General features: G+C 76.2%; 10 protein-coding genes, 1 tRNA gene and 1 pseudogene. 7 read left to right on the top strand and 5 right to left on the bottom strand.

The window, feature by feature from the left end:
- Nucleotides 1–132: 132 nt before the first annotated feature.
- A complete protein-coding gene (locus ACFC1F_RS40030; RefSeq protein ID WP_376166288.1) occupies nucleotides 133–588 on the bottom strand; it encodes a GatB/YqeY domain-containing protein in 456 nt (151 codons plus the stop codon).
- A gap of 288 nt (nucleotides 589–876) precedes the next feature.
- Between ACFC1F_RS40030 and ACFC1F_RS40025 the strand changes: the two genes are divergently transcribed.
- The 3 genes from ACFC1F_RS40025 to ACFC1F_RS40015 all read left to right on the top strand — a co-directional run bounded on the left by ACFC1F_RS40025 (nucleotide 877) and on the right by ACFC1F_RS40015 (nucleotide 2,493).
- Nucleotides 877–1,311, top strand: coding sequence for an SRPBCC domain-containing protein (locus ACFC1F_RS40025; protein ID WP_376166286.1), 435 nt, complete (start codon nucleotides 877–879; stop codon nucleotides 1,309–1,311).
- A 66-nt stretch (nucleotides 1,312–1,377) separates the two neighbouring features.
- Nucleotides 1,378–2,319: a metallophosphoesterase gene (locus ACFC1F_RS40020; RefSeq protein ID WP_209417330.1), complete on the top strand. Its 942-nt coding sequence runs from the start codon at nucleotides 1,378–1,380 to the stop codon at nucleotides 2,317–2,319.
- Nucleotides 2,320–2,419: 100 nt separating this feature from the next.
- Nucleotides 2,420–2,493: transfer RNA gene (locus ACFC1F_RS40015), tRNA-Pro, on the top strand.
- A gap of 336 nt (nucleotides 2,494–2,829) precedes the next feature.
- On the opposite strand, the gene ACFC1F_RS40010 is transcribed toward ACFC1F_RS40015, so the two are convergent.
- Nucleotides 2,830–5,667, bottom strand: coding sequence for an AAA family ATPase (locus tag ACFC1F_RS40010; RefSeq protein ID WP_376166284.1), 2,838 nt, complete (start codon nucleotides 5,665–5,667; stop codon nucleotides 2,830–2,832).
- A 155-nt stretch (nucleotides 5,668–5,822) separates the two neighbouring features.
- Between ACFC1F_RS40010 and ACFC1F_RS40005 the strand changes: the two genes are divergently transcribed.
- From ACFC1F_RS40005 to ACFC1F_RS39995, 3 genes are all read left to right on the top strand, one after another.
- A complete protein-coding gene (locus tag ACFC1F_RS40005) occupies nucleotides 5,823–6,263 on the top strand; it encodes a nuclear transport factor 2 family protein (RefSeq protein WP_376166282.1) in 441 nt (146 codons plus the stop codon).
- Nucleotides 6,264–6,408: 145 nt separating this feature from the next.
- Complete coding sequence (locus tag ACFC1F_RS40000) at nucleotides 6,409–7,839, top strand: MFS transporter (RefSeq protein WP_376166280.1); 1,431 nt, start codon at nucleotides 6,409–6,411, stop codon at nucleotides 7,837–7,839.
- Nucleotides 7,840–7,995: 156 nt separating this feature from the next.
- Nucleotides 7,996–9,987 (top strand): S9 family peptidase, encoded by a 1,992-nt coding sequence (locus tag ACFC1F_RS39995; RefSeq protein WP_376166278.1) that lies wholly within the window; start codon nucleotides 7,996–7,998, stop codon nucleotides 9,985–9,987.
- A 64-nt stretch (nucleotides 9,988–10,051) separates the two neighbouring features.
- On the opposite strand, the gene ACFC1F_RS39990 is transcribed toward ACFC1F_RS39995, so the two are convergent.
- The 3 genes from ACFC1F_RS39990 to ACFC1F_RS39980 all read right to left on the bottom strand — a co-directional run bounded on the left by ACFC1F_RS39990 (nucleotide 10,052) and on the right by ACFC1F_RS39980 (nucleotide 11,442).
- Nucleotides 10,052–10,369: a hypothetical protein gene (locus ACFC1F_RS39990; protein WP_209417326.1), complete on the bottom strand. Its 318-nt coding sequence runs from the start codon at nucleotides 10,367–10,369 to the stop codon at nucleotides 10,052–10,054.
- A 51-nt stretch (nucleotides 10,370–10,420) separates the two neighbouring features.
- Entirely contained in the window at nucleotides 10,421–10,576 is a 156-nt protein-coding gene (locus tag ACFC1F_RS39985) for a hypothetical protein (RefSeq protein WP_376166276.1), read from the bottom strand.
- A 65-nt stretch (nucleotides 10,577–10,641) separates the two neighbouring features.
- Nucleotides 10,642–11,442: an SURF1 family protein gene (locus tag ACFC1F_RS39980; RefSeq protein WP_376166274.1), complete on the bottom strand. Its 801-nt coding sequence runs from the start codon at nucleotides 11,440–11,442 to the stop codon at nucleotides 10,642–10,644.
- 213 nt (nucleotides 11,443–11,655) lie between these two features.
- Between ACFC1F_RS39980 and ACFC1F_RS39975 the strand changes: the two are divergent.
- Nucleotides 11,656–11,970 (top strand): annotated as a pseudogene (locus ACFC1F_RS39975) (hypothetical protein); the annotation flags it as partial.

The raw sequence follows: 11,970 nt of genomic DNA, 5'->3' as shown, positions 1-11,970 counted from the left end.
GGGCGCCCTCGTGTCTGCGCCCTCGTGTCTGCGCGCCGGTTCGGGCGCGTCGGGCGGTGCTGTTGCCGGTGCCGGTGCTTGTGCCGGTGGTTCGGGCGGTGCCGGTGGTTCGGGCGGTGCCCGTGCGGCGCGTCAGCCGGTGAGCGCTGCCTTCACGGCGGCGGCCACGCGGCCGCCCTCGGCCAGACCGTCCACCTTCGGCTTCACGAGCTTCATCACGGCGCCCATGCCCTGCGGACCGGTCGCCCCGCTCTCGGCGACGGCGGCGGCCACGATCGCCGTCAGCTCCTCGTCGGAGAGCTGCTTGGGCAGGTAGCCGGCCAGCAACTCGCCCTCCGCCCGCTCCCGGGCGGCCTGGTCGACCCGGCCCGCACCGTCGAACGCCTCGGCGGCCTCCCGGCGCTTCTTCGCCTCACGCGCGAGCACCTTCAGCACCTCGGCGTCCGACAGCTCGCGCTTCTCCTTGCCCGCCACCTCCTCGCTGGTGACAGCGGAGAGCGTGAGCCGAATGGTGGACGAGCGCAGCTCGTCCCGGTCCTTGATGGCAGCCGTGAGGTCCTCCTGCAGCTGCTCCTTGAGCGTGGTCATGGCCCCGAGTCTCCCACCTGCGGCGTTCGGCTGCCCGCCATTAACGCAACGCCCCTGCGCAACGCGCAGGCTCCCGCCTCCCGCGGCTCCCCATACTGGTTGTACGACCGCCGCCGGGGAGCCGGCCACCGCACGGGCCCCGCGGACGCGGTCCGGTCGCCACGGGGCGTGGTCCGACCGCTTCGGGACACGGGCCCGACCGCTGCGGGACACGGTTCGACCGCCGCGGGCCCGCCGCGACCGGACGGACCGGACGGACCGGACGGACCGGACGGAGGAGTGATCCGCATGACCGCCGAGCGCCCTGTCGGGCTCACCCGCGACGCCGGCTTCCAGATCGGCGTCTCCCGCACCCTGCCGTACCCCCCGGAGGCCGTCTGGGCCCTGCTGACCTCCCCCGGGGGCGCCGCGCTCTGGCTCGGCCCCGGCGCCCGCCTCGGCGACCGGGTCGGCGGACCGGTCACCGCCGCCGACGGCTCCACCGGCGAGCTCCGCAGCCTGCACCCCGGCTCCCGGATCCGGCTCACCTGGCAGCCCGCCGGCCGGGCCGGGAGCACCACCGTGCAGCTGACCGTCACACCCGCCGGCGGCGGCACCGTGCTCCGCTTCCACCAGGAGCGGCTCGACGACCCCGCCGAACGCGCCCGGCAGCGCGAGCACTGGCGGTCCGTGATCGACGCCGTCGCCGCCGAGCTGGCACCGCACCGGGGGCGTACGGAGTAGGAGGGCGTGTCCCCACCTGCCGCCCGGACGTTCACCAGCTGATCCGCCGTCTGAGAGCATGGAGCGATGCGACCGCTGTACTCCGTCCCCCTCGGAATCGCCGCCACCGGCGCCGCCTGCCTCGCCTACTCCGTCGGGTACGAGGTCCGTTCCTTCCGGCTCCGCCGGATCGAGATCCCCGTCCTGCCCCGGGGCGCCCGCCCGATCCGCGTCCTCCAGGTCTCCGACATCCACATGGTGAGCGGGCAGGGCAAGAAGCAGCGCTGGCTGCAGAGCCTCGCGGGCCTGCGCCCCGACCTGGTGGTCAACACCGGCGACAACCTCTCCGACCCGCTCGGCGTCCCGGCCACGCTCGACGCGCTCGGACCGCTGATGGAGTTCCCCGGCGTCTACGTCTTCGGGTCCAACGACTACTACGGCCCGGCCCGCAAGAACCCGGCCCGCTACCTCCAGGCGATGCGCAGCGGCGTCCACGGCATGAACAACCCCGACGGCACCGCGAGCCGCGGCATCAGCGGCGCCGTCCACAACCCGTGGGAGAAGCTGCGCGACGGCTTCGACGCGGCCGGGTGGCTCGACCTCACCAACGCCCGCGGCCGGCTGAACATCGGCGGCCTCGACCTGGAGTTCACCGGCCTCGACGACCCGCACATCCGCCGCGACCGCTACAGCGAGGTCGCCGGCGGCCCCTCCGCCGACGCAGACCTGTCGCTCGCCGTCGTCCACGCGCCCTACCTCCGCGTCCTGGACGCCTTCACCGCCGACCGCTACCCGCTGATCCTGGCCGGCCACACCCACGGCGGCCAGCTCTGCATCCCCTTCTACGGCGCCCTGGTCACCAACTGCGACCTCGACGCCAAGCGGGTCAAGGGCCTCTCCACCCACCAGGCCGGCGGCCGCCGCTCCTACCTCCACGTCTCCGCAGGCTGCGGCACCAACCGCTACACCCCGGTCCGCTTCGCCTGCCCCCCCGAGGCCACCCTCCTCACCCTCACCCCGGCCCCCTGACCTGCGCCGGACGCCCGCCGGGAATCGGATTTCGTCTCTCGGCGAGCGTCCGGTAGAGTTCTACTCGTCGCGAAGGAGACGGAGCGACAAACAGAAAGACCGGGGTGTGGCGCAGCTTGGTAGCGCGCTTCGTTCGGGACGAAGAGGCCGTGGGTTCAAATCCCGCCACCCCGACCCAGTAGTACAGAGGCCCTATCGGAGAGATCCGGTAGGGCCTCTGACGTATGCGCAAACGCGAAAGCCCGTTGCCGTGACCTCGCCCCCGGGGCCGGGCTGACGGCCAGCCAGGGCGGGCAGGGTCGGCAGGGCGGGCGGCCGATGGCGTGTGAGCGAGGTCACCCCGCAGGATCGGTGCCGCCCCGGACCGGGGGCCGGCTCCGGCGGGCGCCCGGCGGGGAGCGTGGGCGCTTCGGGCTCAGCCTGACGGACGGGCAGTACGCCCGCCCCGGCGGCATCGCGGCGGCGGCCGGCGGGTGACCCGACGCCCCGGCCGGACCGGCTCGGCGGAGGTCAGAACAGCGCCGGGAGGTCCGTCCGGGAGGTGATCCCGAGCTTCGGGTAGGCCTTGTAGAGGTGGTGGCCGACGGTGCGGGGGCTGAGGAAGAGCTGGGCGGCGATGTCGCGGTTGGTGAGGCCCTGGGCGGCGAGCCGGGCGATCTGGAGCTCCTGCGGGGTGAGCGCCGTGAGCGCGCCCGCGGGGGCGTCGGCCGGGGCGGGGGCGCTGGTGCCGGTGGCGGTGAGTTCGGTACGGGCGCGGTCGGCCCAGGGGCGGGCGCCGAGGCGTTCGAAGGTCTCCAGGGCGGCGCGCAGGTGGGGGCGGGCGTCGGTGCGGCGGCGTTCGCGGCGCAGCCACTCGCCGTAGAGCAGCCCGGTGCGGGCCTGTTCGAAGGGGCGGTGGGTGCCGTCGTGGAGGACCAGGGCGGCGCGGTAGGCCGACTCGGCGAGTTCGTCCGGGCCGAGCAGGGCCTGGCAGCGCAGCCTCAGCGCCTCGGCCCACGGCACGGCGGCGGCGCCGGCCCAGCGGGCGAACCGCTCGTACGGTTCGGCGGCGCGCTCGGGGGCGCCGAGGCGGACGGCGGCCTCGACCAGGTCGGGGACGGCCCGGGTGCCGCTGACGTGGTGCCGGTAAGGACCGGTGGTGAGGCCCTGGAGCCGGTCGGCGGCGTCGCCGGCCCGGCCGTGGCCGAGGTCGAGCAGGGCGAGCGCCCACTGGGCCCACGGTTCGCCGGGGGCCGCGGCCGCGGAGCCGGCCGTACCGCCGCCCGGCGTGGTCGTGGTCAGCGCCGTCGCCGTCCGGGCCGTCGCGGTGAGCGCCGCGACCTGGTCCGCGTCGCCGGCGAGCGCGGCCAGGCAGGCGAGCAGCGCGCTGAGCTGGCTGACCCACTGGTGCTGCCCGGTGTCGCGGGCGAGGGCGAGCGCCTCGGTGGCGGTGACCTCGGCGTCGCGGTGGCGTCCGTGGAACAGCTCCGTCTCGGCGGCGAAGAACTGGAGCGTGGGCAGCACGCCGACGGTGCCCTTGGCGCGGGCCTCGGCGACGAGTTCGGCGGCGAGTTCGGCGGTCTCGGCGTCCCGGCCGAGGATCAGGGTCGCCCCGCACAGCTGGACCAGGTCGCCCGGGGTCTCGGCGCCCGCCCGGCGGGCCGCCGCCGCCGTGTCCCGGGCGGCCGGCAGCGGACCGGCGGGGCGGCCGAGGGCGGGCAGCACGGCGGCGGGCAGGTGCCGGGCGAGCGGGGTGAGCGGGTCGCCCTCCGGCAGTTCGGCCAGGACCGCGGCCAGCCGGTCGAGGACGGCGACCACCGGTTCCTCGCCCGCGTACCAGGCGGCGTGGAAGGCCTGGAAGAGCATCCGGGCGGCGTGCGACGGCTCGATGCCGGTGCCGGCCGCATCCAGCAGCAGCCGGTAGGCGGTGGGGTAGGAGCCACGCCAGAAGTGTGCGGTGGCCCGGACGTGGTCGAGCAGCGCATGGGCCAGGGCGTCGTCGGTCCGCGCGCCGGCCCGTTCGGCGAGCGCCTCGGCCTGCTCCAACTTGCCTTCCTCGGTGGCGGCTTCGGCGGCCAGGACGAGGCGGCGGGTGGCCCCGTCGCGGTCGGGGGTGAGGCGCGCGGCGCGTTCGTACGCGGCGGCGGCGCCGCCGTGGCCGCCGCGGGCCTCGGCGCGGACGGCGGTGCGTTCCAGCGCGTCGGCGAGTTCGGCGTCGGGGGCGGTGGCGGCGAGGGCCAGGTGCCAGGTGCGGCGGTCGCCGTCCTCCAGCGCCTCGCCGATGACCCGATGGACGGTCAGTTTCTGTTGCAGCGGCGCGCGTTGGAGGATGGCGGCACGCAGCAGCGGGTGCCGGAAGACGAGCCGACGGTCCGCGTCGACGTGGACCAGGCCCGACTCTTCGGCCGGGGCGAGGTGTTCGGCGGTCACACCGAGGGCGGCGGCGGCCGCGAGGACGACGGCGAGGTCCCCGTTCTCCTCGGCCGCGGCGACCAGCAGCAGGTTCTGGGTGGCCGGCGGAAGGCCGGTGACCTGGCCATGGAAGGCGATCTGCAGACGGCTGGTGAGCGGCAGTGCACCGGGCGCGGCGGCGGTGTCCCCGACGGCGGACTCCCCTGCGGTGACGGGAAGTTCGGTGAGCGCCAGCGGGTTGCCGGCGGCCTCGGCGAGCAGCCGGCGGCGGACTCCGCCGGTGAGCTCCACCGCCGTTCGGGCGTCCAGGAGTCGGGCGGCGGCCGGCTCGGGCAGACCGGCCAGCCGGAGCTCGGGAAGACCAGCCAGCGGCAGCCCGTCCGCAGCACCACCGGCCGCCCCGGCAACACCGGCGACCCCGGCGGCTCCCGACGCGCCCGCGTCGCGGACGGCGAGCACCAGGGCGACACCCTCCGCCTGGAGCCGGCGGGCGGCGAGCAGCAGCGCGTCCAGCGAGGCCCGGTCCAGCCACTGGACATCGTCGACGAGGCACAACAAGGGCTGTTCGGAGGCGAGTTCGGCGAGAAGCCCGAGGGTGGCCAGCCCGGTCAGCAGCCGGTCGCCGGGCGCGCCACCCGGCGCCGCGTCCTCGCCGAGTCCGAACGCGCCTTCCAGGGAACGCCGTTGCGGTCCGGGCAGCACGGAGAGCCGGTCCAGGCCCGGTGCGAGCAGCAGACTCAGCCCGGCGAACGGGAGTTCGGCCTCGTACTCGACCCCCGTCGCCCGGACCACCCGGAACGTCTCGCCGGCGGCCGCCACCGCGTACTCCAGCAGCGCCGTCTTGCCGATCCCGGGCTCGCCGCGCAGCACCAGTACCCCGCTGCGGCCCGCCCTCGCCCCGTCGAGCAGCGCGTCGACGACGGCCTGCTCCTGTTCCCGCCCGTAGAGCATCCCCATCCCCCGACCCTACTGGCGCGGCCCGCCCGCCCCGCACCGAGTGACGTACCCACCCCTACCTATCCGTGACAGATTCGCCCTCCGCGCGCCGCCCGTACCTTCATGACCAGCGGGAACGACCCGCCGAACAGCCAAGCGGCACACGGGAGAAGACCATGACGAACCTCCAGCAGACCGACGCCCGGCAGACCGGCACCCAGGCGGCCGGCGCCCGGCCCGCCGACGTCCAGCAGCCCGCCGACCTCCAGCAGCTCGCCGAGCGCTACCTCGCCGCCTGGAACGAGACCGACCCGGCCGCCCGCCGCAAGCTGGTCGACCAGACGTGGGCCGAGGACGGCAGCTACACCGACCCGCTGGCCGCGGTCACCGGCCGGGACGGGATGGACGCGCTGATCGGCGCGGCCCAGGCGCAGTTCCCGGGCCTGGAGTTCACCCTGGGCGCGGTCGACGCGCACCACGACATCGCCCGGTTCACCTGGAACCTCGGGCCGGCCGGCGAGGAGCCGCTGGTGATCGGGTTCGACGTGCTGGTGGCCGGCCCGGACGGCCGGATCGCCTCGGTGTACGGCTTCCTGGACCGCGTCCCGGGCGCCTGAGCCGCCGCACCCCGGCGCCGCGGGAGCGGCCGACGGCCCACCCCCGCACCATCGAGCCGCCCCACCGAGCCGCACGGGCGGGCCCGCGACCGGGCCCGCCCCGCCGGCCCCGCCGACCATGACGACCCCGCGAGGAGCACCCGCGATGAGCACCGCCCTGCCCACCCGCACGGCCGCCCCCAAGGCCCGGCAGGCCCCCACCGGGGCCGGATCCTCGACCCGGGGCCTGCTGCCGGTCGTCCTGACCGCCACCTTCATGACCGCCCTCGACGTCTTCGTCGTCAACGTCGCCGTCCCCTCCGTCCAGGCCGACCTGGGCGCCGGCCCCGCGGCCGTCCAGTGGGTGATCGCCGGCTTCAGCCTGGCCCTCGCAGCCGGCCTGGTCACCGCCGGGCGGCTCGGTGACCGGTACGGCCGGCGCCGGGTGTTCGCCCTCGGGCTGGCCCTGTTCACGCTCGCCTCGGCAGGCTGCGGCCTGGCCCCCACCGCGGCCGCGCTGGTCGGCGCACGGGTCGCGCAGGGCCTGGCGGCGGCGCTGATGGGGCCGCAGGTGCTGGCGATCCTGCGGACGGCGTTCAGCGGTGCGGCGCAGGCCCGGGCGTTCGCGATGTACGGGCTGACGATGGGCGTCGGCGCGGTGTTCGGCCAGCTGATCGGCGGGGTGCTGATCCGGGCCGACCTCTTCGGGCTGGACTGGCGCAGCTGCTTCCTGATCAACCTGCCGGTCGGCCTGGCCGCCCTCGCGATGGTCCGTCGCTGCCTGCCGGAGTCCCGCGCGCCGCAGCGTCCCGGCCTGGACCCGGTGGGCGTGCTGCTGGTCACCGTCGCGCTGACCGGCCTGGTGCTTCCGCTGATCCAGGGCCGCGAGCAGGGCTGGCCGCTCTGGACCTGGCTCTGCCTGGCGGGCTCCGTCGCGCTGCTCGCCGCCTTCGCCGTGCACCAGCACCGGACCCGCGCCACCGGCTCGCCGCTGGTCGACACCCGGCTGTTCCGGACCCGCTCGTTCGCCGCCGGGCTGCTCGCCCAACTCGCCTTCTGGCTCGGCCAGTCGTCGTTCTTCCTGGTGCTCGCCCTGTACCTGCAGCCGGGCCGTGGCCTGGACGCGCTCGGGGCGGGCCTGGTCTTCACCGCGATCGGCGTCGGCTACCTGATCACCTCGACCACCGCGCACCGCGTCGCCGCGCGCCTCGGCCGCCAGGCGGTCGCGCTCGGCGGGCTGCTGATGGCCGCCGGGCTGGGGCTGCTCGGCCTCGCCGCGCACGCCGCCGGGGCGACCGGCAGCGTCTGGTGGCTGGCGCCGGGCCTGTTCGTGGACGGCCTGGGCATGGGCCTGGTGATCGCACCGGTCACCTCCGTGGTGCTGGCCGGGGTGGAGCCGCAGCTGGCCGGTTCGGCGGCGGGGGTGGTGGCCACCGTCCAGCAGGTCGCCGGCTCGCTCGGGATCGCGCTGATCGGCATCGTCTACTACGGCGCCGCCGACCCGGCCGCCGCCTTCGGCCGGAGCGTCGCGGTCCTGGCGGTGCTGGAGCTGCTGCTGGTGGGCCTGGTGCAGCTGCTGCCCCGCCGGGCGGCCTGAGCTCCGAAGGCGCCCGGCGGTGAGCACGGGGCCCGGGGAGGACGGGGGCCCGGGGAGGACGGGGGCCCGGGCAGGACGGGGAAGACGTGGGCGGGTGGGCCTCCGGGGCCCACCCGCCCGTTCCGTTCCGTCCCCCCGATCGGGTTGGATGGGTGGATGAGCGAGGAGAAGAGCGCCGTACCGGCGTGGGAGCAGCGGTTCAGGGCGGCCCGGGTTTCCCTCCCGGACTGGGCGGAGGACGCCCCCGACCGGGCGTTGTACGTGTCCAACGCGACCGGCACCTACGAGGTGTACGCCTGGGACCGCGCCGGCGACACCCACCGCCGGGTGACCGACCGACCGAACGGCACCACCGACGCCGAGCTGTCCCCCGACGGCGCCTGGGTCTGGTGGTTCGACGACAACGACGGCGACGAGTTCGGAATCTGGCGCCGCCAGCCCTTCGCCGGCCGGGCGGACGGCCCCGCGGGTGCCGACGGCGCCGACGGCGCGACCGGCCCCGACGAGGAGGCCGTCCCCGGCCTGGCCGCCTCCTACTCGGCGGGCCTCGCCCTCGGCCGGGACGGCACGGTGGTGGTCGGCCGCTCCACCGACGAGCACGGCACCACCCTGCACCTGCGCCGCCCCGGCGCGGCGGAGGCGGTGGAGATCTACCGGCACGAGGAGTACGGCGGCGTCGGCGACCTCAGCTACGACAGCACGCTGCTGGCCATCGACCACACCGAGCACGGCGACGCGATGCACTCGGCGATCCGGGTCGTCCGGCTCGCCGACGGCGCGACCGTCGCCGAGCTGGACGAGGTCACCGGCCGCGACGAGCCGCGCGGAGTGGCCTGCCTCGGCTTCGCCCCCGTCGAGGGCGACACCCGGCTGCTGGTGGCCCACCAGCGCAGCGGCCGCTGGGAACCGATGATCTGGGACGTCGCCACCGGCGCCGAGACCGCGCTGCCGCTCCGCGACGAGCATGGCCGCGAGCTGCCCGGCGACGTCTCCGCGCAGTGGCGCCCGGGGGCCCGCGCGCTGCTGGTCGAGCACGAGTACGAGGCGCGCAGCGAGCTGTTCTCGTACTCGCTGGACGAGGCCCCGGGCGACGGCGGCCGCCTGACCCGTCTGGAGACCCCGCGCGGCACCGTCAGCGGTGCCACCCCCCGCCCGGACGGCACGGTGGAGTACCTCTGGTCCTCGGCCGCCGAGCCGTCGGCCGTCCGCTCCACCGCCGGCACGGTGGTGCTGCGGGCCCCCGGCACGGTCCCGCCCCGCTCGGTGCCGGTCGAGGACGTCTGGGTCGACGGGCCCGGCGGGCGGGTGCACGCACTGGTCCAGCGGCCGGCCGGGGCCGGCGAGGGTCCGTTCCCGACCGTCTTCGAGATCCACGGCGGTCCGACCCACCACGACAGCGACTCCTTCGCCGCCGGCCCGGCCGCCTGGCTGGACCACGGCTTCGCGGTGGTCCGGGTCAACTACCGCGGCTCCACCGGCTACGGCCAGGCCTGGACGGACGCGCTGCGCGAGCGGGTCGGCCTGATCGAGCTGGAGGACATCGACGCGGTCCGCGCGTGGGCGGTGGCCGAGGGGCTCGCCGATCCCGACCGGCTCGTCCTCAGCGGCGGCTCCTGGGGCGGTTACCTCACCCTGCTCGGTCTCGGCGTGCAGCCGGAGAACTGGGCGCTCGGCGTCGCCGCCGTCCCGGTCGCGGACTACCTGACCGCGTACGAGGACGAGATGGAGGCTCTGAAGTCGCTCGACCGCACGCTCTTCGGCGGCACGCCGCAGGAGGTGCCCGAGCGCTGGACGGCCTCCTCGCCGCTCACCTACGTCGACCGGGTGCGGGTGCCGGTCTACATCAGCGCCGGGGTCAACGACCCGCGTTGCCCGATCCGCCAGATCGAGAACTACGTCGAACGGCTGGAGCAGCTCGGCACCCCGCACGAGGTGTACCGGTACGACGCCGGGCACGGCTCGCTCGTGGTCGAGGAGCGGATCAAGCAGCTGCGACTGGAGATCGACTTCGTCCGCCGCCACCTCGGCGCGAAGGGCGCCTCGAACGGCGCCTCGAACGGCGCATCGCAGGGCGTCGGGGAGAATCGGGCCGGGGTGGCCGCGGGAGCCGCGGCCACGGACGGCACCACCCACGGGGGGACCGGGTGAGACGTCTGCTGGCGATCGTAGGGGTGGGGGTGGCCGGGGCCCTGGTGCTCACCGGCTGCTCGGATCAGGACAGCAGCAGCGGAGCGGCCTGCCCGCCGACCGCCTCGCCGTCCACCCGGCCGACGTCCCCGGCCCCCGCGTCGCCGTCGGCCCCGACTTCGGCCAAGGCATCGGCCGCTGCCCCGGCCTCGGCCTCCGCCGCCGCTTCCGGGAAGGCAAGTGCCTCGGCGGGGAGCCTCGCCGTCCGGTCCGCCGTCCAGCCCGCCGTCCAGGCCGCCTTCCGCACGGCGGAGAGCGGCGAGGGTGACGACGGGGTGGTCGTACTCGCCAAGTCCGGGTCGAAGTCGTCGGGGTCGAAGTCGTCCGGCTCCAAGGGGTCCAAGAGCGGACGCAAGACGCGCCACCACACCGACTACGACTCGGACGACGACGACTACGGGAACGGGAACGGGAGCCGGTGCAGCAACCCGCCGCCGAGTCCGACGGCCTCGGCCACGCCTGCCCCGACCCCCTCGGCCTCGGCTCCGTCACCGGCCTCGACCCCGTCACCGGCCTCGACCCCGTCGCCGACCGCGCGCGTGCCGGGCACCCCGGCCGTACCGTCGCTGCCGGTCGTACCGACGGCGAAGCCGACGCGCTGAGCCCCCGCGAGGGCTACTCCAGGACCGGGTCCAGCCCGAGGGCCCGGTCCTGCTCGGCCTCCGCCTCGCGGCGCACCAGGCGGAACCACATGAAGACGACGAAGCCGCCGAAGACGAACCACTCCAGCGTGTAGCCCAGGTTCTGGAACGCGCGCAGGGTGAGCCCGTCGCCGCCCTGCGGCTGCACGGTCGGCACCGGGGTCAGCCCGGCCGGAGCCGCGTCCGCGGACACCCAGCCGTCGTACCAGCCGTCGTAGGACAGCTTGTTGACCAGCGCGGCCTGGTTGATCGTGCCGAGCTGTCCGGCCGGGAGGCCGCCGGCCACCGCGCCGTTGCTGCCGCTGCTCTCGCCGGCCTGGAGCCGCCCGGTCACCGTGACCTCGCCGGCGGGTGCCGCGGCGGCCGCTCCCTCGGCGGGTGCGCCCTCGGCGGGTGCGCCCGGCGCCCACCCGCGCACGACGGCGACGGTCCGGCCGTCTCCGGTGCGCAGCGGGGTGAGCACGTAGTAGCCCTGCTTGCCGTCCAGGACCCGGTTGGGGACGAGCAGTTGGTGTTCCTGGTCGAAGGTGCCGGACACCGTCACGGCCCGGCCGACGGTGTCGGTGGTGACCTGCGGCCGGTCGGCGCCGAGCAGTTCCCCGAGCGGCCTGGCCGAGCCGGCGTCGTCCACCGTCCTGCTGATCTCCTGGTGCGAGGAGACCTTGTCCTCGAACCGGCCGAGCTGCCAGGTGCCGAGCCAGACGCACACCGCCACGGCCGCAACGGCCAGCGCGGTGCCGCTCAGCCAGCGCGGAGTGAGGAGAAACCGGTACACACCCCCACGGTAACCATTCTTCACGCCCCTCCCGACCACAGGGGTCGGCCCACCCTCACGGGAGGTCGGCCGTCCCGGCCTCCGGGCCCGCGCCTGCGCGGACGGGCCCGCGCGGGCGCGCGCCTGCGAGGACGGGCTCAACCGGCCGACGGCGCCGTGGTCGGGGTCGGCGCGGGAGGAGGCGTGAGGGGCTGGGGCGCGGTGCGGTAGACGGTGCCCGCACAGGCGCCGGGCAGGACGGCCGTCGCGGTGGAGGGGCTGCCCGGGGCGGGGGTGTGGGCGATGGTGACGGCGGGTGGCGGCGAGCTGGGGCCGCTGCTCGGAGTGATCGTGGGGCTCGGGACCGTGGTCGGGACGGTCGTCGGCGTGGCGGACGCCGGGGGCGCCGCGCTGGGTGCCTCCGAGGACGCGGCCGCCGGTGCCGCGCCGCCGGAGCCTCCGGTGGCGGCGGCCTGGGCCCCCGAGGTGGCGCCCGGGGCGGGGCCGGCGGCGACGGCCGGCCCGGCCGGCCCGGCCGTGGCGCTGGGG

The organism is Kitasatospora sp. NPDC056181 (genome assembly GCF_042266225.1).
In the GTDB taxonomy this organism is placed as follows: Bacteria; Actinomycetota; Actinomycetes; order Streptomycetales; family Streptomycetaceae; genus Kitasatospora.
The sequence above is the reverse complement of the archived record's forward strand: the minus strand, read 5'-3'. Positions and strand labels throughout refer to the sequence as shown.

Coding starts and splice junctions, on each gene's coding strand:
- ACFC1F_RS40030 (WP_376166288.1), bottom strand. CDS start 588: ATGACCACGCTCAAGGAGCAGCTGCAGGAGGACCTCACGGCTGCCATC.
- ACFC1F_RS40025 (WP_376166286.1), top strand. CDS start 877: ATGACCGCCGAGCGCCCTGTCGGGCTCACCCGCGACGCCGGCTTCCAG.
- ACFC1F_RS40020 (WP_209417330.1), top strand. CDS start 1,378: ATGCGACCGCTGTACTCCGTCCCCCTCGGAATCGCCGCCACCGGCGCC.
- ACFC1F_RS40010 (WP_376166284.1), bottom strand. CDS start 5,667: ATGGGGATGCTCTACGGGCGGGAACAGGAGCAGGCCGTCGTCGACGCG.
- ACFC1F_RS40005 (WP_376166282.1), top strand. CDS start 5,823: ATGACGAACCTCCAGCAGACCGACGCCCGGCAGACCGGCACCCAGGCG.
- ACFC1F_RS40000 (WP_376166280.1), top strand. CDS start 6,409: ATGAGCACCGCCCTGCCCACCCGCACGGCCGCCCCCAAGGCCCGGCAG.
- ACFC1F_RS39995 (WP_376166278.1), top strand. CDS start 7,996: ATGAGCGAGGAGAAGAGCGCCGTACCGGCGTGGGAGCAGCGGTTCAGG.